This is a genomic window from Nostoc sp. DedQUE09 (genome assembly GCF_034530915.1).
Lineage (GTDB): Bacteria > Cyanobacteriota > Cyanobacteriia > Cyanobacteriales > Nostocaceae > Nostoc.
In genome coordinates, this window is sequence record NZ_JAVRCE010000006.1 from 154,439 (window position 1) to 176,406 (window position 21,968).

The window sequence follows — 21,968 nt, forward strand, 5'->3', positions numbered from 1 at the left end:
AACCCATGAAAGCGCTATCTGTCCGTCAGCCTTGGGCATGGGCAATAATCCACTCCACTAAAAACATAGAAAACCGTGGTTGGCCTATCAATTATCGCGGCGACATTCTGATTCACGCCGCCAAGACTTGTACCAAAAAAGAGTACCAGCTAGCAAGAGAATTTTGCCAAGGGATGGGGGTAGTAATCCCAGAATTAATCTCTCTACGTCGCGGACAAGTCATCGGTATTGTCACAATAGTTGATTGCAAGTTTTCACAAGTTGCATCTGGCTGGGGAATGCCTGGGCAATATCACTGGAAGCTGGAGAATCCGCGAGAGATTACGCCGATTCCTTACATTGGGCGGTTGGGAATTTTTGAAGTGCCGGATGATTTGGTCATGGAGGTGGCTGCATGATTAAATCAGTAATAGCTGAGTTATCTGCAACACCCGAAAAATTCTTAGAGAAAGGGGTCAAAGCCTTACAGGGGGAATCAGTCGGTTGTCTTTACCAGTACCTCGAAACTAAAAAGCTACTTAATGGGGAGACTGTTTCTTATCCTCGTGTCATTGGTGAACGTGACCCGAATAATCCCGAAGATTGGCGATGGGCATTCAATTGGAAAGAGAAGATAAACGGGGCATGGAAAGGCAAAAGTATAAGCTCAATTCCCCCTGGCGCTGTGACAATGATTCGGGCACTGCAACAACAGGGGGCAACACGAGAGAATATCATCGCCTTTATCAAAAAAGCGAAAACCAAAAAGACATCGCCAAAATTAGATGTCTGCAAAAAATTTGATAACACAAAATTAAAACCAGTTCTTCCAGATGATGCACCGATCGCTGTAGTACTTTTTGCTGGTGGCGGCGGGATTGAAACGGGGATGGTGCAAGCTGGTATTCGCCCAGTCATTGCAGTAGAGTTCGACCCAAGCAAACCAGAGCTAAGTCAGGCGATCGCCAAAACCCATCACCACAACTTCAGCGAGTATGGCTGTAGAATAATCCAGCTAACAGTTCAAGAAGTAGCACGGTTAGGATTTCTAGGTTTTCCCCGCCGCCCCGACTATCTCCACGCCTCCCCGGTGTGCGCCAACTTCAGCCAAGCTCACACAGCCAAAGCAGGTAAGGGCGGCGAAACTACCGATGACCTGACGGCTGCGATCGCAGTAGCAGAAGCGATCCGACAGTTACAGCCCCGGGTGTTCACGCTCGAAAATGTGCCGCGCTATCAGAACAGTCAGAGTTTTGCCATCATCCTGAATGCTTTGGAGCAAGAGGGGTACTCGGTCAATTACAGCGTCGTCAACATGGCTGAATTTGGACTACCCCAGGCGCGGCGGCGGTTAGTTATGGTTGCTTGCCGGGATTTGGCTATCTCGCTACCACCTATATCTGACCCTATCGGTTGGTATGGGGCGATCGCGCATCTAATCCCTACGATGCTTGACTCTCAACTACTGCTCAAGCAACAACAAACTTTGGAGAAATTTTTAGCCGGGAATGCGCCAACACCACTATTGATTGAACGGGTTGGGGGACGCAAGTTACCCAAGTACAAGCCAGGGTCGCACCCCGCTAATACCATTCTGCGATCCCACTTCACCGATCACAAAGGCTGCAACCGTAGTAAGTTCGCTGATATTTGGTTGCCTGATGGGATAGTTAAATCCTTGTCTATTGAAGGTGCAGCCATTTTGCAAGGTTTTCCGCCTTGGTATGAGTTCCCGCCTGAGACTGCTACGGCGGGGTCGATTATAGGCTATTCCGTGCCTCCCAGTTTTGCAACTCAATTATTCATGTCGGCACAAAGATTTTGAAAGGAGCAAAAGTGTGACTAACCTTGTCCAAAACTTAGAACAGTGTTGGTACATTTCTCCACCTTGGGGTCAACAAATCCCGCCGTTACTGGTAAGTTTGCTTGAGCTAGTGTACGTAAAGTCTGCCAAAGCATTCGGTTATTGCACTGGCGTGGAGTGGTCAGAACGTGGCTGGAAATACGAAATCAACGCTAGTAATACCAGTATTACTGTTTTGGGAAGTGAACTTATTGGTACAGGTAACTTACAACCGAATACCAAGGAAAAACCTGTGTTTCGACTCGGTGAGTTGGTTGACTTTCGGTTTCATGGAGATGGCCCACCGATTCGTATTGTTCAGGGCATTCAACTGATTAACGATACGTGGTTTTACAGTGTGGAATGGATGTCTCCTGCTATATCGGAAAGAGGTGACAAGGTTTTTACCTCTAAAGATTCCATCGCACGGGTGACTGACTATGACTTGGAGCGGGTGCTCCCGACAATCTATACCTCATGTTACCGTGCCAAAATCCTCTTCGTGGGCATTCATTACGCTTGGACAGTAGGTAGTTTACTTTTGTACAAAGCTATTACTGTAGAAACTGATAATTATGATAGTTCTGGTACTGAATCCTTACAACGAATCACTGATTATAATCAAGCCTTCAAGATTAATCCTAACGATGCCCTAGCCTACAGCAGACGGAAACCTTGGGAAACAATAATATCCTCTACGCTTGTTGCATCTATTTATATAGCTCAACTTATATAGCTCAACCCTTGATCTTCGAGAAAATATCACCAAATCGACAGAACCATCTGCTTTAGCTGGCAAGATAGAATCGTAATGAAAGTTAACATTGTTAAATATATCTTCAATTATGTTTCCTAACCTTGTGGAAGATACCAAAGAATACTGGTGCAAGTTAAATGAGTTAGAAGTTGCTTACCAAAAAGGTGAAGTCTCTATTGAAGAGGTAGATGCGAGGGTTAAATTGCTGATGACTGAATTAGGTAAAAGTCGCCAGGCAGCATTAAACTACTTTTTGAATAGCTTTTACCATCTTTTGAATGAGCAAGGAGAAGCAATTGTTGGTATAGCAATTTTAGGAGTCATTAGCTACGCTTGGGTGGTTCTCAGCTAAGTAGGCGGCTAGAATAAAATGTAAGATAAAAGAGATTTGTTCTTTGTAGAGGGGCAATATTGCTAATGACTGCACCCATAAAGATAAATTGGCAATGTTCTAGATCGGCTGCTATGTCCTTAAACTAGTAAACCAAACTCATAGCGGTTGATGAATAAACCTATAACTATGCCGTAATCTCCTCTGTTTTAGAAAAGCAAATTGTCTTCCAAGCTAGCTGTTTGATTCTTGTTCTTAATCTCAAGTGCTTCTGTTCAATTCGTTGAATCTTCTATTTAACTATCTCATGACGCTGTGCTGGTAAATGTCGTGTGGGGAATAAGAAGATGTTAAACTTCTTGAGGCAACTAAAATTTAATTGTCTTAAAAACTACACCCTGCCCTGACTAGGTTTCATCTTTTCTTAGTGCCATTCACCACTGGCATCTAGAGAATCCACGAGAAATCACGCCGATTCCTTACATCGGACAACTGGGGCTTTTTGAAGTGCCTGATGATTTGGTGAGAGAAGTGACTGCTATATGACTTGCATGGGCGATCGCTCCAAACCCAAACGGCCATACTCCGCAACATTCCACTAACTCATGCACGTCCTGGCTGAACTGAAGCAGTAATGTTTATGTCTTGTGCAATACCCGAAAAATTCTTAGAGGACGACCTTAAAGGTCAATAACTATTTCAATATTTGTATAGGAACAAAACTAGGATATCTATTTAGTAATAGGCGAACGAAGGCTAATTTTTGACTGGTTTCGACTTTTAAAACATCCTCTAAGAGGAAAGTTTTGGCAACTTAACGATAAAGCTTGTCCCCTTGCCCTCGGCGCTTTCAACTTCAATCGTCCCCTGATGCGCCTCAATAATACTCTTTGCTAAAAATAATCCTAACCCCCATCCTGTTTGATCCTCAGCAGAGATGGTTCGACGAAATTGCTGAAATAAGATTGATTGAGCTTCTGAAGAAATCGGATTACCTTCGTTGTGGATAGTAAGGCTAATATGCGGTGTCCTTTCAATCTTCGTTGACAATTCATTCACCAATTGATTTAGATACTCAGGTAGCGAATTTTGTAGCATCAGAGAGTCCTGATGCATTGATGCACTAACTTCATTACGCGCCCGCTCTTCCCACCTCTGCATAATTCTTTCAGCGTTTTGTTTAAGACGCTTAGACGTTTGGTTAGACATAGATTATAAAAATACCAAAATTAGCAAATGGTTAGCTTGAAACTGCTTGATATTCTACGCAATATTTCAATTGAATTTCATCAAGACTTAGACTTAATAGATGGGGAAGAGTAAGATTTACTGAGATATTTCAGATGCGTGACAACCAATGGTTGCCATTCGCCCTTAAAGCGGCATCCCATCACCCCAACACCACACAGGAACAATTATGTGCGATTGCTCAAGGTAAAATGCGCTCAAGTCTGTCGTGAAGTACCGCAGACTACTCTAATGGCGGCGATCGCCTTGTTAATCAGTGACATTGACCATCTGCTGCTAAATCATGTTTTTGAAACTTTTAGCCACATCATAAAAATTAGAAAAGCTTTAGCTTTTTAGCTGTTCTAGGATTACTATTTTCCCTATATCGACAGCTTAATAGATGGTTATTATGATGTCCTCAGTTTACAAAAGTATAAAATATGTCTATTTCAATACTGTTGCCAAGCATAGCAATTCAAAACAGTGGTTAGATATACCCGAAGCTGGCAAATGCTTAAAAAATCAAAGCCTCATTTTGACCTTTCGCTCTCCAGGTTGGAGCAAAACTGTAATCGCTCTGACTAACACTTCCGGCTCCACAGGTTTTGTGATATGAGTTTGAAATCCGAGTTGAAGTGCCCGATGTCGATCCATCTCTGCGGCATAGGCAGTCAACGCGATAGCTGGAATCATTCCACCGTGCTGGAGTGGTCGCGATGTCTGACGACAAGCCGCTTCGCGTCTACGAATTTGCTCTATTAGCATATAGCCGTCCATCTGAGCCATCCCAATATCACTCACAAGTACATCGGGAATCGATTGTTCTAAAGCTTGCAATGCTTCTAAGCCAGAAGCAACGGCTGTCACTTTTGCCCCGCTTTGTTCCAATAGAAACGCTTGAAACTTACGGGTATCTGGCTCATCGTCTACTAGCAAAATGTGAATGCCTTCTAGTGGCAGTCCTGCATCTGTTTGGGTCTGGACAGGTTCAGATCCGATTGATGCTGTCTGTTTCATCGCTGGCAATTGCACAATGAAAGTTGCGCCTTGCCCTTCGCCCTTGCTCTCGGCCCGTACTGTTCCCCCATGCAGTTCCACAATTTGCCGCGCGATCGCCAGGCCCAATCCCAATCCTCCAAACTGGCGCGTGGTTGAACCATCCTCCTGTCGAAAATACTCAAATACGTAAGGCAAGAACTGCGGATTAATCCCTTTACCCGTATCGATGACTCGAATTTGAGCCAGTTGATTCAGTTGCCTCAGTTCAACCGTTACCTGTCCACCATTCGGGGTGAACTTGACCGCATTACTCAGCAAGTTCCAGACGACCTGCTGTAAACGGGCAGCATCACCAGAAATCGGCGCAACTGTATTATCAAGATCGATCTGTAGTCTAATGTGTTTCGCCTCTGCTGCCAAACGCACGGTTTCAATCGCCGCAGAAATGACGAACGTCAAACTAACGGGAGTCGCTGTTAGCGACAGCTTGCCTTGCATAATGCGCGAGATGTCAAGTAAGTCTTCAATTAGCTGTGTTTGGAGTTTGGCATTCCGTTCGATCGTTTTTAAGGCTTCGGCTTTGCGGGCTTCATCGAGTTTGCCGTTTTGCAGTAGTTGCGTCCACCCCAGGATCGGGTTCAGGGGCGATCGCAATTCATGGGACAGCACCGCCAAAAATTCATCTTTGATGCGGTTGGCTCGTTCTGCTTCTTCTCGCGCTGCCTGAACGCGATCTAAAATTTGTTTGCGTTCGGCTTGAGTCTGTCGCTGTTCAATCAAGTCGGCAGCTTGACGCGCTAACAGATCCAGAAAACGGAGTTCTTGCTCAGTCGGTCGGTAGTGCTTACGCCAATGCGTCGAAACCATACCGATCCGTCTACCTGAACGGCTGATGAGCGGAGTAGATTGGGCACAAATCAACCCAGTATTTACATGTAGATGGAGAGAGCCTTCGGGGTCTTCGCTTTCTGGTACATCAAAATCCACAAAGGCGCGCTTACCCGTTGCCAAAACCCTACCGCAAGACGTGATTGAACTGGCAGTTACTCGCTGGAAACGATCGGTAACGGTTCGATCGATCCCCTGGGTGGCGATCAGCACTAGCTCTTGGGTCGATTCATCCAGCGTTTGAATTGAACCAGCATCTGCCCGTGTCAGGGTTATTGCAGCAGAGACAATTTCGTCGTAAAGCACTTGAATGTTGTCTTCAGCGACCAGTCGTGCGCTCAAGTCGCGCAATAGCCGGGTATTTTCAAGGTCAGTGCTGATGATGGCTTCAGCAAGTTTTCGATCGGTAATGTCGGCATTCACGCCAATAAATCGCAGAGGTGAACCGTCGGCGGCATATTCAAACTGTCCGTTGACTTCGATCCAGCGTATTGTACCGTCCTTGCGACAAATCCGGTAACTCGTTTGTAACAAACTGCCTGTTTGCATCGCCTCCGTCATTTTGGCTGTGAGGGCTGCGGCATCATCTGGATGCAGGTAGTTCTCAAAAAATTCTTGAGCAGAGACTGAACCATCGGCGGGCGTGAGTCCGAATATTTCGTACTGTCGTTCGTTCTCCCAGAGCGTGATATCCTCTGGCACTTTCCACTCGAATATTCCTAATTGTGCTGCTTCGGTGGCGATGGATAGGCGTTGTTCGCGCTCGCGCAAAGCTTCTTCTGCCTGCTTGCGATCGTGGATATCGACGGATGCAGCGAACCAGCGGATAATCTCGCCCGTTTGCGGATCTCGGTAAGGCTGGGCGCGAACCAGAAACCAGCGATAGGTTCCCGCCGCAGAGCGAATTCGGTGTTCGACCAAGAAAACGCCGCCGCTGCGTCGCGCTTCGTTAAATGCCTCCATTGTGCGATCGCCATCTTCCGGATGAATGAAGTTAGCAGCTACCTGGGCTACCGTCGTTGGTTCGTAAGGAACGCCCGTGTAGTCGCTCCATTGTTTATTGAAAAACTCAACTCGACCTTCTGAGTCCGTAATCCAGACGATTTGCGGCACAGCGTCTGCCATCAGCCGGAAACGCTCTTCACTCTCGCGCAATGCCACCTCGGCTTGCTGGCGTTCGCTGATGTCGTTGAATACGATCGCGAGTTGTTTCTTGTGCAAGTCGCCGTGCCGATTGACACTGATTCGGTAATGTCGCCCTAAATCCGCCATCCCAATCTCAAACTCGATCGGCTCACCAGTGACTAGAGCCTGTTGATAGTGTGCTAAAACTTCAGGGTCGTGATTGGGCGCGAAGTAAAGTCCCGTTTTGCCAATGGGGTCACTCAATCCGGTTTGCCGTTCAAAGGCGGAATTCGTTTCTAGAAAGCGGTAGTCAATCGGCTGCTGCTGTTCGTTATAGATGAGTTCGATGATGCAAAAGCCATCGTTCATCGACTTAAACAGCGATCGATATTTCTCCTCTGATTCGCGTAGGGCAGCTTCGGCATAGGCACGTTCAACAGCTGCCCAAGTTCGTTCTGCGGTTTCTTCAACCAGTTTGACCTCGGTTTGAGTCCACTGACGCGGTGTGGATTGTTGAACCGCAAGCAGGGCAACGAATTGATTGTTTTTGATCAGCGGCACATCAATGTGGGCAGCAATATCGATCTCGCGGTATCGCGTCTTCTGAGCATCCGTATATTTCGGATGATGGGGAATATCGGTTACAACTTGGGTGCGTTCAGCCTGATGATCGGTAGTTAGGTTGCGTCGGTAGTCTTCCAAGCGGTATCGTCCGCTCAACTGGGCTACACCATTAGTGTAGTTGCAATGAACCATAACCTCCTCACCACCCGACACCACTTCGATGTAAATGACACGAGTTACTCCTAAAGACTCACCCAAAATACGAGCGGCGATCGCTTGTATCTCTGAAGCATCGGTGAGGGGACGAAGGGCATCGGCAAGTTTGACTCGGAACGCATTGAGTTGATTCGCTTGGTGTAAGGCGGGTTCAGCAGAGCCATTCTTTTGCTTTTGGGTATCTGGCTGCGTCTTGAGGAATGGCTTAGTTTGATCGAGTTCAGTTAGTAGAATCTGCACTGCCGTTTTCAGGTCGTCTGACCAGGTTTCGACAGCACCCAATGGCGTTTGCGACCAATCGTGCGAGTCAAGCAACGCCCCCAACTCACCGCCTCCACCAAACAACTTCTCAGCTATTGTCCTGAATTTCTCTGCCCTCATGCGTTTAGTTCCTTATAAAAAGTACTTCCTTCGTATGGACTGGCAGCGTTCTCGTACCGTGGCATCAGCTGACTCCGATAGCTGATTCAAAAGCATCTCAATTTGCTTAAGGGCTAAAGGAGACGGAGTAGCATGTCCTTTTTCCCAGCGATTAATTGTTGGGAAGGACACCCCAAGGTGAAGAGCAAACTTCTCCTGGGTCAGCTTTAGAGTTTGCCGGAGTTCTCGAATCAATTGACTCATAGCTGGCTGCTCAATACTGACGTATTGCTGATGAAACGCCATATTGTTCACATTTTATAAAGTCTTTTATATACTCATGCATAATTTCAACAAAAAAGCAATGCATCTCAAGACATAAGTTGTTCTTGAGGAGGCTCGTTAACAAGTATTAACAGCTTAATAGATGGTTGCTGTGATGTCTCTAGTTTGTGAAAGTATAAAATATATTTATCCTAATACTGATGCCAAGCATCGCAATTCAAAACAGTAGTCAGATTTGCTGGTAGCTGGCAAATGCTTAAACAATCAAAGCCTCCCCCCGCCCAACTTCTGCCCGAAACTTGATTTTTCTTCATGATTCCGATTACTGAATCCCTATTCTAGTCATATTTTGGGAACAAATTGGACACATTCGCCCTTTTATCATTGCCATTACCCCAAGGAGCAATCTTCGGCTGTGGAGGGCGGTTGTAACAAGGACACAGAACAGGCTATCGCTTACATTAGGCGCACTTTCACAAAAATACTCTACTGAGTTATTTACCTCAATAGAGTATATAAATTTACTATAATCATCTTTTAGCAGCATTTAGTTTACAATTTGACAACTATGTTATACCTCTGTATAATTACTGTAAATCTTGCCTACAGTTTACGTAGGGTTTCCCTTGCGTCGGTACAGGCAACTTACAACCGAACACTAAAGAAAAACCTGGGTTTCGATTGGAGGAGTTACTTGAGTTCCGGTTTCATGGCGATGGCCCCCAATTCGGATTATCCAGGGCATTTTTAAGCTATGTAGCCCAATAACTAAGGCTCTATTCCTTCATCAATCCAAGTATCAATTGCTGTTTTTACATTTATTTCAGTCACGGCAGACCATTCTTTTTCGTTGATAGTTGTTTTAAATACCGCTCTTTTACCGTGACCAACTTTTTCCATTGAGTGTCCGCGGTACACATTTTTAGGCTTAATCATTTTTCTTAATCATCTTTATAGAATATTATAAACTATCGCTCAACAACATAAAATATGGGCGCTAGTTTGCGATAAAGATTTTGGCAGCCAGTGGAAAGCGGGTTCGACCACTACTGCAATCGCTGGTTCTCCAAGCCAACCTAAGCCTAAAGAAGATATGGTAACACCAAGTTGGGTCGCTGCTAGATAAGCATCCAAGTTATTTACTGCCCGTTGTAAAGCTTTTGCACGGGGATGACCTTGAATGACCAACTGTTCGACACGACTACGGCGAAGCGCAACCAAGGCAACTACCAATTCTCAGACGAACTAAACCACAAACTGTTAAGATAATTTGCTCATAAGTCTCAAATTTCAATCGAAATCTCTGTGAGGCAATCCGAAATATTTTAAGCAATCGAATCAAATGTTCGATGAATATCCGATTGCTAGACAAAGCTTTATTTTCATCCTTTTGCTGCTGAGTTAATTCTCGTTTCGGTTTTCTTTTATGAGGCGTAGTGATGTTTTCGCCACCTTGAAATCCTTTATCACCTGAAAAAGGTTGAGATTTATCAAATTTTTGCTGAGATTGACGAAACAACTTTATATCTGCTGTTGGCCCAGGAACACCTACTTCTACCTCAACAATATCTTTTCCTTCTGGCATCCCAATCATTTGGCTTTTCAAAGTATGTTGTCTTTTCTTACCGGAAAAATATTTTTGTTGTTCTTTTTGGTCAGAATGTCTATATATTGGCTGTTCCAGGCTATCGACCAATAGCCTAAAATTAGTTAACACTTCTTGAACAAATAGTAAATCGCTCTCATTATTTGAGCAGGGTTCTAATAAACTGGAAGGTAAAATATCTCGTAGTATTGGTATCCAGTCGTGAAATGTATCATTGGCTTCGGTTTTAGAAACCCCAAACAACATTCCTAATACTTGAAATGTCGGCATCTGTCTTAAATAGAACAAGCATAAACAAACTTGTTCTTGGATTGATAACAATTCTTTGCGACCCCCACCAGCTGCATTAATTCTTATTTTTCGCCTTTCTTGCTGAATTTTAATTTCCTGGTGACGTTTGCTCGCACAATTTAGCAATGATTGCAATTGTGAGTAACTAATCCCTAAAATTTGTTTTGTTCGGCGCGGATACTTTTGGATATAATCAAAAACCATAACTTATTTGGAAAATGGTAGACGCTCAATTCAACGTTTTACCATTTTTCTTTTCCTAAGTTAATATTTCGGACAAGTCTAGTGGACTAATAAAACCACAACAGTTACAAGTTTGTGAGGAGGGATAAAACGTGCCGATTTTCTGCACAAGTCTGTCATGCCATAAAGCTTTATATTCGAGCATGGTAATGAACTTAGACCAACTAGCGTCTAAAATACTCAATGCTAATTTGTGGTTCTTCACCATGTTGGCAACTCGCAAATCTTCAACACAGATAATGCTATTTTCCTTGATTAGACGAGTTGATAACTTGTGCAGAAAGTCATTTCTCAAATTTGTAATTCGTTCAAAAGTACGAGCCAGCTTGATTTTCGCTTTAACTCGGTTGTTACTACCTTTTGCACTACGGGATAGTTTTTTATGAGCTTTACGTAACTTACGAGTTTGAGTTCTGTAATATTTAGGATTATCTACAACTTCACCGTCACTAGTAACAAGATAAGACTTAACCCCTAAGTCTAAACCAATATTTTGAACAACTTCAGGGTATTTTTCTATCTCAGTTTCACACAAGATACTAGCAATATACTTACCAGAAGAAGTCCGAGTTATCGTAACATTTACAAGCTTTCCGGTAACGTCTTGCGACTTATGAAACTTTACCCATCCTAGCTTGGGAAGCTTTAAACGATTATCTATTATCTGAATATTACCGTTGGTCAGGTTAGTTTTGTAAGATTGTTTACATCCATGCTTCTTTTTAAACTTAGGAAAGCCTACACTCTTTTTCCCTTTCATCTTCTTTAAGTCAGCAAAAAAGTTTTTGTATGCTGTCTCTAAATTCTTGAGTGAATTCTGTAAGGCAAACTTATCTACTTCTTTCAACCATTCAATTTCTTTCTTGAGTATAGTTAGCTTTTGACTACAAGCATTGTAGTTTAAGGTTGTCTGCTCAGTCGTATATAACTCTTGTCTTAGTGCCAAAAAGCGGTTATATACATATCTTGCACAACCAATCGTCTTGTTGATTAAGACCTCTTGATTGTGTGTCGGTATGAGAGTAACTTTAAATGCTTTTTGGAGGGATGACAATTTCTTTAATTTGCTGAATACCTTTCGATTTTAACACAAAGTGACACCTAATATAGAGCGCCTAACTCATGACCGGAAGTCACGAGTGTGCGGCTTGAAGAAATCAAAAAAAACCCTAACCCAGTTCGCAAGAAAGCAGAAGTAACCCCACCACCGATTGAAACCATTGAGATTCCTGAGAGCCAAAATATTCTTGAAACAGTAATTGAACCCAATCCACCTGTGTACATTGAAGACTACGTTTCCGAATCCGAATACATTTCTGAACACTATCGCCCCCTACCCTCTGTGGGTAACTCCGGGTGGCAACCGTCTGATGTTTGGCGCGAGTTGAGGGTTGATGATTTTTGTCGTGGGTGAGTCAGTATTTGAACAGCGCGATGCCTGCGGTTCTTGCTAGCCGACGCTAAAATATAATGCCTGCATTTTGAAATAGTGGCAGTTGAATGACTTGGGTTTGTTTGGCATTATCCAGGTTTGACAACGAAATCCCCAACAACCTAACACTGCGGTTTTCCAGGTCAATCGGCTCAAACAGCGCTTTGGCTATCTCAAAAATCGTAGAGAGTTCACCGATGGGAGCAAGCATTGTCTTACTACGGGTTAGCTGCTGATAGTCAGAGAACTTAACTTTCAGAGTTAATGTGCGTCCTCGCGTTTCATGCTGCTCCAACCGTTGCTCGACAATTTGGGCAATCTGTTCGAGTTCTTGTAACATTTCACTATAGTCACTTAAGTCTCTAGCAAACGAGGTTTCTGCACCAATTGACTTGCAAACTCGATTTGCTTCAACTGGGCGGTCATCTTCTGCCCTGGCAATCTTATAGTAATAATTACCTGCTTTACCAAAGTGGTGTGTTAGCTCCAGGAGCGATCGCTCTTTCAAGTCTGCGCCAGTGTGAATGCCGAGTGAGTGCATCTTCGCCGCCGTCACCTCCCCAATGCCGTGGAACTTCTCAATCGCTAGCTGCTCTACAAATGCGTAGACGCTTGCGGCTTGTCGTAGACATCGCATCCTCTGGCAAAATCACCGTCAGTCCATTCGGCTTATTCTGCCCTGATGCCATTTTTGCAAGAAACTTGTTAATTGACACACCTGCGGTTGCCGTCAACTGGGTTTCCTGGAAAATTGCAGTTTTGATGTGTCTTGCGACAGTAGAAGCGTAGGGGATATTTTGTCGGTTCTCAGTAACATCTAGATATGCTTCATCTAGTGCAACTCCTTCTACTAAATCAGTGTAGCGTTTGAATATGGTGTGGATTGCTGCGGAAATATCTCGGTAAACGTCGAATCTCGGTCTGACAAAGATAAGGGCGGGACATCTAGCGAACGCAGTTACTGAGGGCATCGCAGAGTGAATACCAAATTTTCTAGCTTCATAACTGGCTGCTGCAACTACACCTCGCTGATTGGGACTGCCACCGACTACTAAGGGTTTGCCTCGGTAGCTAGGGTTGTCTCGCTGTTCCACCGATGCGTAGAAGGCATCCATGTCTACGTGAACTATTTTCCTCGTCTGCATTGTTGTTGAAGTATTACCATTTCTAGCAAGCGGTGGAAACGACTATTCTCTGGTAAATTTATGATTCAATCTAGATATTTGAGAATTTTCTCATCATAATAGTACATTAGCTCTAGCGCTTTTAGGCTTTCATAAGCTTTTTCATTGAGAAAGTTTTTGTAACAATGACGTTACACTTGATTGAATAGAATTTTGTCGTCACGTTGTCAACGCACGGTATTAGAGGGAGCAAGGGCATGACTATTGGTGTTTGGGTTCTCGGAGATCAACTTTGGGCTGGGCAGTCAGCGCTAGAGAGTTGCCTACAAAAACACCAACAGACTCCTGTGATTTTTATCGAATCTCTTGCCCATGCAGGGCAACTTCCTTATCACTTGCAAAAACTGGTATTGGTCTGGTCAGCCATGCGTCACTTTGCTGCCGAATTGCGATCGCTTGGCTTCCCAGTAACATACGCTCAAAGCCAAGATTTCAAAACACCTTTACTCCAATGGATTGAGCAATACCAAATTACCGAACTGCGGGTGATGACTCCAACAGATCGCCCTTTTGCTAGATTAATTCAAAAGTTAAACTTGACAATTCAAGTCACTTTTACACCAAATAACCGTTTTATCTGGAGTGATCAGGAGTTCATTGACTGGGCAAGTGGACGCAAACGCCTAATCATGGAGGACTTTTACCGCCAGGGACGACAGAGGTTCAACATTCTAATGTCCGGCAACCAACCTGTTGGTGGTCGATGGAACTTTGACAAACAAAATCGCAAACCACCAAAAGGCAAACTGACCTTACCCGAACCTTTATGGTTTGAACCAGACTCAATTACACAAGATGTAATTGACTTCATTAAGCAATCTGAGGCATTCGGTGACAATCAAAGTTACTGGCAATTAGAACCCTTCTGCTGGGGTGTAACGCGACAGCAAGCACTACAAGTAATGAAGTTTTTTATCGAAACACGTTTGTCTTCATTCGGGTCATACCAGGACGCGATGGTGACTGGCGAACAGACAATGTGGCACGCGATGCTTTCTCCCTATCTCAATATTGGATTGCTTCATCCCTTGGAAGTTGTTCAGGCGGCACAACTTGCATATTTAGACAACAGCAGCGACTGGGAGCTAAACAGCATTGAAGGCTTTATCCGTCAGGTGCTTGGCTGGCGAGAGTATATGCACGGTGTTTATGTTTACCTAGATGATGATTATTCAGAACGTAACTGGTTTAACCACACTCATCCACTGCCTGCTTTTTATTGGACTGGCGATACACAGATGAATTGTCTGCACCAAATTCTAACTCAGGTTAAACAAATAGGTTATGCTCATCATATTCAACGGTTGATGGTCTTGAACAACTTTGCTTTGATAGCAGGTATCTCCCCCCAAGAACTTGAAGACTGGTTTCATGCTGCTTTTATTGATGGCTACGATTGGGTAATGCAAACCAATGTTATTGGTATGGGGCAGTTTGCTGACGGTGGAATGATTGCATCTAAGCCTTATGCTGCTTCTGCTAACTACATCAACAACATGAGCGACTATTGTAAAAATTGTGCTTATAACCATCGCCAGCGCAGTACGGATAATGCTTGTCCTTTCAACTTTTTTTATTGGGACTTTCTGGCTCGTCATTACGACTTGCTAAAAGAGCAGCCACGTATGACTCAAATACTGCGTAACTTGGAGCGTCTCTCTCCATCGGAACTTCAAAAAATCCGCTCTCTGGCTTCTAATTGGCACACTACACAAGCAGCAACCGTTGGACAAGGAAATGCCCAGTAGCCTGATGCTGCGGTTCTTCAGCAAGCGTGGCTCAAACTGTGCTTTGGCTATCTCAACTAAAAAATCGTAGAAAGTTAACTATTGATACTTTTTAACTGTCTGTTTGCCCGATCTCCTCAATATCCACAATATGAATATCGACCGATTGCAAGAACTTAAACAGAAACTGGCGAATGACGCAGACTTGTCCGATATTTGGCTATTTTATATGGATCATTTTGCGGATCTACCGGAATTCACTGACCTGGGTGAGCCTGCCTATAATGAATATCTAGATGCCGTCCTCCAAAAAACTTGTCAGCAGATGTTTGACAGGGCAATAAAGATTAGTGACTGTTTGGTGATCTACATAGCTCCATATCATTTATTTCATGGAGCTTTCTTTCTTGAAGGGCGTATTGGGGGCGTGATTTATTTCGAGGATATAAAAATTGGGTTAATTGCAGTGTCGGCAGATTATCCCCCTACCGATATGGTTAAGTATTCACGTTTTACTGAGATGATTCAATTGTCGGCTCCTAATGGCAACGATTACAATTGAGAGAAGCACAACTTATAGTATTACTTAAAAAACTTAGTAACAATAATGTAAAAATAAGTATCGCAAAAGATATCCAGTTAAATTCAATACTAAATCCTTTTTTGTTAGTTATCCAACGGAAAATTCAGAAAGAATTATTACCGATAATAAATGAAGTTACTTCTCAGGTTTTCAATACTTGAATTATTAAAAAGCTAGAAAATAGGAAGTAACTAATATTGATATTACTGAATCATTGTTCTAGTCATATTTTGGGAACAAATTGGACACATTCGCCCTTCAGCATGAATGCACCATCACCTCAAGGTGAGCAATTGTCGGCTGTGGAGAGCGGTTATTAATCGGGCAGGGATGAGGGCGGGGGCGGCGAGAAGCGACCAGGATAAGCCGCGCAGAGAAGTTCAGTATCACCGCCAAGATATCTCGCCCGTCCGCTTCATCAACTTGTTAGCTGGCTGGCGCTACCAACTATTAACTAATTCTTGAATTTCAGATTGTGCTTTGTCTAACGCTCGTTTCCGTACCTCGTCTCCCATATCTAGACCATTGGCATGAATGAACTCAATATCAGTCACACCCATGAATTGAAAAGCATACCGCAGCGCAGGTTCCTGACAATCCCATCCTTCATAAAGAGAACCTGCTCCATATTCAACGCCTCGTGATGTAATGAACAACACTTTTTTACCGTTTGCAAGTCCTTTGACTTGACCATCCTCCTCCGTGAATGTGCGACCCACACGAATCACTTGATCAATGTATCCTTTGAAGTTGGACGGAATGCTGAAGTTGTACATCGGCACGCTGAACACACAGCGATCAGCCGCCAAAAACTCATCCACTAACTCATCGGAAAACTTCAGCAGTTCAGTCATTTCTGAAGTCAGTGCTTCTGGTGGAGTAAAACAAGCCACAATCCAATCTTCAGTGACGTGAGGAACTGGCGTTTGCCTTAAATCACGATAGCTAACCACATCATCAGGATGAAGACTTTGCCACGCAGCAATAAACTCCTTGGCTAATTTACGAGATTTGGAGCGATCGCCCCGTGGACTTGAATCAATATGCAGAATGTTTCCCATAGTCCCTCAACCAAAAATTTCATTTGGCAACTAGAATACCGATTCACTAATCCCCTTGTCGGTCTAAAAGCTTCATTCATCAGCTATTATTCAGACCTTGTATTCCTTTCTACACGGCTTAAAAGGTCAATGATTGATATTAAAGCTGCTGTCAGAATATATATAATAATACAGGGAATAATTAAATAAATTAAAGGCAAGAGGATAAATATATTACCTGCACCAAAACTTAAAGCTCGCCCAAATATTGAAAATATTATAAGGAAAACAATGGCTACAATAAAAAAGCCGATAACCTGAAGAATCTTGAGTGTAGTAACTAATCTAGTGTACAGTCTATTGTCGTTATATCTGTTGGATAATTGATTGTTGCTCATAAGTACACCATTTTTAATAAATTAGTTTGTGTATTAGAGGATGTTTGAAAAGTCCTCAAATGTGTGTTTAACTACCCTGGCTACCGAAAAACTGCCACGAGAGAATCGGAATTTTGGGATTTGAGATCGCGCCTCTGAGTCGCACTTGAGGCTCAAGCCGACCCTTTTCAAACAACCTTTAAGCATAAAAGCGCAGCCTACGTTGCCAAGTCTACTGAATCTTTGCCATTGCTTAAATCCCTGTACTAGGAGTTTTACTGGTGATCAAGGTTTATGCTTACTACACTTAGAGTATCGGCTTTTACGGACTTTCCGCGCAACATTCCTGCTTCTGTGAGTAAACACCCTAATTCAATTGCTACCAACGGCTACTTGACTCAAGGGAGACCACCTGTGCAATGAAAAACTGCTCTGGGGCAAGGAGTCCAGAGCAGCGCTTGCAAAAAAATTAAATATGGGAGTTTTAAAGTGTTGCCCCCTGCTTTACATATAATTCGTTTGCTATGTAATATTCTTCAGCTTGAGTTTTGTAATTTACGGAAAAAGAGCGAAAAACTTTTAAAGCTTCACTATACAAGGATTAGACGCAATCAACCAAGCCCAATACAATACCCTTGGCTGAATACGTGATAACCCTCCGTTATCACTCATTTGTCAAAGATAAATGCACCATCACCCCAAGCCTCAAAGTCTGTAATTGCTCCTTTGAAATCGCCTGTCAAGGCTCTGGCTAGCCCACGGACTGTCTCCCCTAAAACCCTTTGATTTTCATAATAAGCGCATAAAATTGTGAGAAAATTGACCTCGTAATTCATGCTAAATTTTGAATTGAGCAAAGTCAATTTTATGAAAAAGAACTATGTTCTCCTGACCTTAGCCTCATTGATTTGCACTGCTGCGCCTCAAAAAGCTCTAGCAGATGAGGTTTGGAAAACGGAAGAATATAAAGTGGTTTATCAAGAAGATCGTAATAAAACTGCCGTGTGGCGTTATGGTCGCGATGGAATAATCTTCATTGATGGTTTAGCAGGAGTGTTTAATGACCGAGGTTCATATAATGGCTATTGGGTACAAAAGTCTTCATCGGTACGTTGTGATACCTATAGAGAAGGGGCTGATGGTAAACCTACTTATCATTGGGGCAGATTTCAAGTCACTTTCATTGATTCAAAATTCCCCTCCCGTTGGAAAGCTGATATTAGCCTTTGCGATCGCAAACCTGTGATGACTTTAAACGGTACACCTGTTACACAGTAATCATCAAGTTAAAAGGCTTGCAACTGTTTGGTGGCTCTAAACATTTATGGCAAGTAACTTAGTAGAGTAAGTTATGAACAAAAAATGGGCTGTCAAACGAATTACGCTAAATCTCGCATCAGTTGAAAGCGAAAAGCTTGAACGATATTGTGCAATGACAGGTAGACCAGCAACTGATGTCATTCGGGAATTAATTCGCTCTCTTGAACAAGAGGCTCTTATGGAGGAAGCAGGGAGCAAAAGAGATAGAGCAAATTCTTGCAAGTTAGCATTAAAAACTAAGTTTTCTGGTTTAACTTGTCCGTAATAGCGACCACGAGGGGACAGGAATTTATTTTTGTCTTCCTCATGAGACTGGTTCATGGCTTCACCTCCCTACTAATAAGTTTTCATCAATAATGAATGTCAACCCACTTTCAACTATCTCCTTAGCCAAATGGCTGCTTGGAAATATAGTTAGTGATTGCTGAAATCATAAGCCTTTTTTTAGTATGACTCATAATCCAAAATCTTCAAATGTAGAGTGAAATAATTTCAGCCATATTCACACTGGTGAAGCATTAAAAAATCAACTATACCAATTACAACAACAGGGTAAGCGCATCTGAAACACTATTGACAAGCGGGTTTAGAGATATCCTCATATTGAGATAAGCAAGCAGTAAAAATAGTCAGCATATAGTTATTATCCATAGCAGCACAAGAAAGATTTTTGGCGATTACTACGCTTAAAAGATTAGACATCTCCAGAAATTAAATATGCGTTACCCAGAAACCTTGTAGAGACGTAGCAGTGCTACGTCAAAACAATTCTTTTTCGGAGATGTCTTTCATTTACCTGAAATATGCTGTAATTAACGCCGACGCTTCACAAGAATGAATAAAGCGATCGCACTCACACCTAAAAACCATCCCCCTGATGCTTCAGGTACACTAACTTTCAAGGGATTAACGGGTTTAGAGAGATTTTCCTTCCCGTTCTCAACTTTACGGTCAAAGCGATCGCTCTGGGCTTCTGCTTCTTTGAGTAACTGTCTTTGTTCATCGTTGACTAATACCAACATCGAAGAATAAGGGCTGACAATCTTATACTTTTTAGCTACGGCGTGAATCACATCCAAACCTTTGAGGTTGTCTAATTTAATTTTTTTACTCAACCCTAAAATTAATTGTCTGGCTGCTAATGGCAAGAAATCATCTTGTTGGTTGCTAGTTGCAATTGCTGTGCCTAATGTTTGCAAATACCAAGCATAACCATTGACAACACTCACAACAGAGTCACCTAAAACTGATTTAGTAGCAATTCGTTGCAGCACCTCAGAAATATCAACAGCAACTCCACCACCACTATCTTGTAATGATTTAATAATGCCATCGTTATAAGCCCCAGGTAATCCACCTAGATGTAGCATCCACAAAGGTGCAGGCGTATTAGGGACGGTTTTATTGTTCTTCGATAATTCATAACTGCCTTCATCAGTCAACAACAAAACGACATCATAAGCTGTATCTCCACGCAAATTGTTAAACTGTGTCAGCATTTCTTGGGGTTGAATTGTACCGTAAAAGGCGACTTTTTCCGGTTGGAATTGCTGGAGATTATCTAAGCGTTTGGGTGCAGCACCTGGAGAAACACTGAGATATAAATCTGCATCGTTGTTTGCCAAATCATTATCTGCAAAGCTGTGTTGTTTCAACCATGATAATGTTTGCAGCAATTCTTTAATATGTTCCCCCATGCTGCGAGAAGTATCGAGAACTACAGCAACTCGCTGGCCTTTGGGTAAGGTGTAATCTTGACTAGATAAGGGTTTAGCTAATATTTTGTAGCCAGACTCTAAATTTACTTCATGTAATACAGATTGAATTTTTCCACTTGCTCTTATGAATTTTTCTAACCAAACATCGTCTTTCAAACCGATTTCTTTGCCGTTGCGGATACGCTTGGTTTGATTAGTCCAGAAAATATTACGTCTTTCCCCTAAATCGGGCATTTCCCAACCCAATTCTTGTCCCAGCACTTTGTAAGTTAACCATAGGTGCATTTCTGTGGGGAGTGGTGGTTGCCCTTGTATTTGTTGTACATTCTTTGGAGGAATAGGAAAAGCCCGTAAGCGATAATGTCTCGGCCCTACTTGTTCCAACAAAGCCGGATCTATAGGGCGTGAACGTCTAACTTGAGAATTATAAACTTTCTGGGCAGCACCGCGAGGAGAGACAACAAAAGGGAAACGTTGGTCTAATTTATTAGTATCTCCCAACCATAAGCCAGTAATTACAGCGCTTTCTGGCAAAGAAAAGGAGTAAAAAACTTCCTGAACTTCTTGTGTTTGGTTTTTATAAATTTCGGATAATTCCACATCAGCCCAATCACCATGTTCTTTAACTGTGACTTCTTGTGATACTAATAAAACTTTTTTTTCGTTGATATTTAATAAACCTGCTTTAACTTCTTGTTCATTAAAAGTAGATTGTACTGCGTGACTAACTGCTGTTTTTTCTGCTTTTTGTAGAGGTGTATCAAAAAAATCGGCGTAAAGTTTCTCTGCCTTGGCGGTATCTTTGTCAGAACCATTATATAAAAATGGTGACATCAGAAAGTTATAAGTTGCTTGCAATCCATCAGTGGCTGATTTATCTAAGCCTAATACATGATGATACATAGCACTGATATGGTTATTTTCTTGCTTGCTGCTAAGGTAGCGGTAAGAAGATAAATAAGCATTAACTAATCCTATACGAATTTGTTCTGATTTGGCTACGAGCGTTTGGCGATCGCTATCATTTGTAGGTGCATTAGCTAAGAGTGAAAAAGCTAATACTTGGGGTTGTTGTTGTAAAGATACAAAAGTAACTGCAAACGCCACAATAACTGCACCAGCACCAGCAAATGTTTTATTCTTACCATGTTCTGAAGCAAAGGCTCTTAAAATTTTTGCTCCTGAATGTACATACATTGCTGTTAACGCCGATGGCATTGCAATAAACAATGTGGCACTGAAACTAACAATAGCCAGCCAAGGAATTATTATAAATAACCCTCCCACAAAAGCTGAGTGATATAGTACATCCCATAATAGTTTTAGCCATGCAAATTTGAGGAATTCTTGCAACAGAAATACTGCTAAAGGCAAGGCGTAAAATAACAACACCGCACCCGCATAAATTCCAAATACTAGCATTAATGTATGGGCTAACATTTGTGCCCATTGCAAACCACTTTTACGTCGGGAAGCATAACCCCAAAATAACTCTCCAGTAAAAGCAGCTATACATACGCCCATTGTTATCAGAATCTGGCTACTGGCTGATGTCAGTTCTCGGATCACAAATAACCGCAACAAACACAATAAAAACAGTGGTGCTTCTATACCATAAAATAGGCGAATTAGTTGTAAAGGTTGTTTGGTAAATCTCCAACCACCGATAATACTGGAAATTGTGGGGATGGCAATTAAAGTAACTAGAGTCAAAGAAAATTCAGATGGGATATCACCTGTTAAGGTTGCCTGAAATAATGGTACGCCTACGTATGGCAATATCCCTATGTAAACTAACATTAAAAATGTCAGATTCCAGATCCAAAAAATTCCATAAAAACTTGTATTCCAAAATAATTTCACAGCTTTA

24 protein-coding genes are annotated in these 21,968 nt (G+C 42.6%); 11 read left to right on the forward strand and 13 right to left on the reverse strand.

The window, feature by feature from the left end:
- Window positions 1-5 precede the first annotated feature (5 nt).
- The 4 genes from RMY27_RS06250 (at window position 6) to RMY27_RS06265 (ending at window position 2,931) form a co-directional block, all read left to right on the forward strand.
- Window positions 6-398: an ASCH domain-containing protein gene (locus RMY27_RS06250; protein WP_322661422.1), complete on the forward strand. Its 393-nt coding sequence runs from the start codon at window positions 6-8 to the stop codon at window positions 396-398.
- Complete coding sequence (locus RMY27_RS06255; RefSeq protein ID WP_322661424.1) at window positions 395-1,804, forward strand: DNA cytosine methyltransferase; 1,410 nt, start codon at window positions 395-397, stop codon at window positions 1,802-1,804. The genes RMY27_RS06250 and RMY27_RS06255 overlap by 4 nt, the downstream gene beginning before the upstream one ends.
- 13 nt (window positions 1,805-1,817) lie before the next feature.
- Entirely contained in the window at window positions 1,818-2,558 is a 741-nt protein-coding gene (locus RMY27_RS06260; protein WP_322661426.1) for a DUF1392 family protein, read from the forward strand.
- A gap of 109 nt (window positions 2,559-2,667) precedes the next feature.
- A complete protein-coding gene (locus tag RMY27_RS06265) occupies window positions 2,668-2,931 on the forward strand; it encodes a hypothetical protein (protein WP_322661428.1) in 264 nt (87 codons plus the stop codon).
- 166 nt (window positions 2,932-3,097) lie between these two features.
- On the opposite strand, the gene RMY27_RS35455 is transcribed toward RMY27_RS06265, so the two are convergent.
- Both RMY27_RS35455 and RMY27_RS06270 read right to left on the reverse strand, forming a co-directional pair.
- Window positions 3,098-3,199, reverse strand: coding sequence for an IS1 family transposase (locus RMY27_RS35455; protein WP_416212312.1), 102 nt, complete (start codon window positions 3,197-3,199; stop codon window positions 3,098-3,100).
- 503 nt (window positions 3,200-3,702) lie between these two features.
- The gene (locus RMY27_RS06270) at window positions 3,703-4,119 is read right to left on the reverse strand and encodes an ATP-binding protein (protein ID WP_322661430.1); all 417 of its coding nucleotides are present in this window, start codon (window positions 4,117-4,119) and stop codon (window positions 3,703-3,705) included.
- A gap of 138 nt (window positions 4,120-4,257) precedes the next feature.
- Here RMY27_RS06270 and RMY27_RS06275 point away from each other — a divergent pair, with 138 nt between their 5' ends.
- Window positions 4,258-4,497 (forward strand): hypothetical protein, encoded by a 240-nt coding sequence (locus tag RMY27_RS06275; protein ID WP_322661432.1) that lies wholly within the window; start codon window positions 4,258-4,260, stop codon window positions 4,495-4,497.
- A 165-nt stretch (window positions 4,498-4,662) separates the two neighbouring features.
- Here the strand turns inward: RMY27_RS06275 and RMY27_RS06280 are convergent, their stop codons facing one another.
- The 6 genes from RMY27_RS06280 to tnpB form a co-directional block, all read right to left on the reverse strand.
- Complete coding sequence (locus RMY27_RS06280; protein ID WP_322661435.1) at window positions 4,663-8,313, reverse strand: PAS domain S-box protein; 3,651 nt, start codon at window positions 8,311-8,313, stop codon at window positions 4,663-4,665.
- Window positions 8,314-8,325: 12 nt separating this feature from the next.
- Window positions 8,326-8,598: a helix-turn-helix transcriptional regulator gene (locus RMY27_RS06285; protein ID WP_322661437.1), complete on the reverse strand. Its 273-nt coding sequence runs from the start codon at window positions 8,596-8,598 to the stop codon at window positions 8,326-8,328.
- Between the two features lie 747 nt (window positions 8,599-9,345).
- Complete coding sequence (locus RMY27_RS06290) at window positions 9,346-9,513, reverse strand: hypothetical protein (protein WP_322661439.1); 168 nt, start codon at window positions 9,511-9,513, stop codon at window positions 9,346-9,348.
- Window positions 9,514-9,552: 39 nt separating this feature from the next.
- Window positions 9,553-9,798, reverse strand: coding sequence for a CNNM domain-containing protein (locus RMY27_RS06295; protein WP_322661441.1), 246 nt, complete (start codon window positions 9,796-9,798; stop codon window positions 9,553-9,555).
- Window positions 9,779-10,678, reverse strand: a complete 900-nt coding sequence (locus RMY27_RS06300; protein ID WP_322661443.1) for a transposase family protein — start codon at window positions 10,676-10,678, stop codon at window positions 9,779-9,781. The genes RMY27_RS06295 and RMY27_RS06300 overlap by 20 nt, the downstream gene beginning before the upstream one ends.
- A 55-nt stretch (window positions 10,679-10,733) precedes the next feature.
- Window positions 10,734-11,771 carry an IS200/IS605 family element RNA-guided endonuclease TnpB gene (tnpB, locus tag RMY27_RS06305; RefSeq protein WP_322661445.1) on the reverse strand — a complete coding sequence of 346 codons (1,038 nt, stop codon included), beginning with the start codon at window positions 11,769-11,771 and terminating at the stop codon, window positions 10,734-10,736.
- Window positions 11,772-11,858: 87 nt separating this feature from the next.
- Here tnpB and RMY27_RS06310 point away from each other — a divergent pair, with 87 nt between their 5' ends.
- Window positions 11,859-12,131 carry a hypothetical protein gene (locus RMY27_RS06310; RefSeq protein WP_322661447.1) on the forward strand — a complete coding sequence of 91 codons (273 nt, stop codon included), beginning with the start codon at window positions 11,859-11,861 and terminating at the stop codon, window positions 12,129-12,131.
- 46 nt (window positions 12,132-12,177) lie between these two features.
- Here RMY27_RS06310 and RMY27_RS06315 read toward each other — a convergent pair whose 3' ends face one another.
- Window positions 12,178-12,786 (reverse strand): hypothetical protein, encoded by a 609-nt coding sequence (locus tag RMY27_RS06315; RefSeq protein ID WP_322661448.1) that lies wholly within the window; start codon window positions 12,784-12,786, stop codon window positions 12,178-12,180.
- Window positions 12,728-13,294: a DNA polymerase IV gene (gene dinB / locus RMY27_RS06320; RefSeq protein ID WP_322661450.1), complete on the reverse strand. Its 567-nt coding sequence runs from the start codon at window positions 13,292-13,294 to the stop codon at window positions 12,728-12,730. Before dinB ends, RMY27_RS06315 begins: the two co-directional genes overlap by 59 nt.
- Window positions 13,295-13,530: 236 nt before the next feature.
- On the opposite strand from dinB, the gene RMY27_RS06325 reads away from it, so the two are divergent.
- The 3 genes from RMY27_RS06325 (at window position 13,531) to RMY27_RS06335 (ending at window position 16,108) form a co-directional block, all read left to right on the forward strand.
- The gene (locus RMY27_RS06325) at window positions 13,531-15,081 is read left to right on the forward strand and encodes a cryptochrome/photolyase family protein (RefSeq protein WP_322661452.1); all 1,551 of its coding nucleotides are present in this window, start codon (window positions 13,531-13,533) and stop codon (window positions 15,079-15,081) included.
- Between the two features lie 130 nt (window positions 15,082-15,211).
- Window positions 15,212-15,622: a hypothetical protein gene (locus RMY27_RS06330; protein WP_322661453.1), complete on the forward strand. Its 411-nt coding sequence runs from the start codon at window positions 15,212-15,214 to the stop codon at window positions 15,620-15,622.
- 288 nt (window positions 15,623-15,910) lie between these two features.
- Window positions 15,911-16,108 (forward strand): hypothetical protein, encoded by a 198-nt coding sequence (locus RMY27_RS06335; RefSeq protein ID WP_322661455.1) that lies wholly within the window; start codon window positions 15,911-15,913, stop codon window positions 16,106-16,108.
- Here RMY27_RS06335 and RMY27_RS06340 read toward each other — a convergent pair.
- Complete coding sequence (locus tag RMY27_RS06340; protein WP_322661457.1) at window positions 16,084-16,704, reverse strand: FMN-dependent NADH-azoreductase; 621 nt, start codon at window positions 16,702-16,704, stop codon at window positions 16,084-16,086. The genes RMY27_RS06335 and RMY27_RS06340 overlap by 25 nt on opposite strands.
- Before the next feature lie 1,024 nt (window positions 16,705-17,728).
- On the reverse strand, window positions 17,729-17,896 hold the full coding sequence (locus RMY27_RS06345; RefSeq protein ID WP_322661459.1) for a hypothetical protein: 168 nt from the start codon (window positions 17,894-17,896) through the stop codon (window positions 17,729-17,731).
- 31 nt (window positions 17,897-17,927) lie between these two features.
- Here RMY27_RS06345 and RMY27_RS06350 point away from each other — a divergent pair, with 31 nt between their 5' ends.
- Both RMY27_RS06350 and RMY27_RS06355 read left to right on the forward strand, forming a co-directional pair.
- Window positions 17,928-18,338, forward strand: coding sequence for a hypothetical protein (locus RMY27_RS06350; RefSeq protein WP_322661461.1), 411 nt, complete (start codon window positions 17,928-17,930; stop codon window positions 18,336-18,338).
- Window positions 18,339-18,411: 73 nt separating this feature from the next.
- Window positions 18,412-18,645 carry a hypothetical protein gene (locus RMY27_RS06355; protein WP_322661462.1) on the forward strand — a complete coding sequence of 78 codons (234 nt, stop codon included), beginning with the start codon at window positions 18,412-18,414 and terminating at the stop codon, window positions 18,643-18,645.
- Window positions 18,646-19,192: 547 nt separating this feature from the next.
- Here the strand turns inward: RMY27_RS06355 and RMY27_RS06360 are convergent.
- Window positions 19,193-21,961 (reverse strand): TIGR02921 family PEP-CTERM protein, encoded by a 2,769-nt coding sequence (locus RMY27_RS06360; RefSeq protein ID WP_322661464.1) that lies wholly within the window; start codon window positions 21,959-21,961, stop codon window positions 19,193-19,195.
- Window positions 21,962-21,968 lie beyond the last annotated feature (7 nt).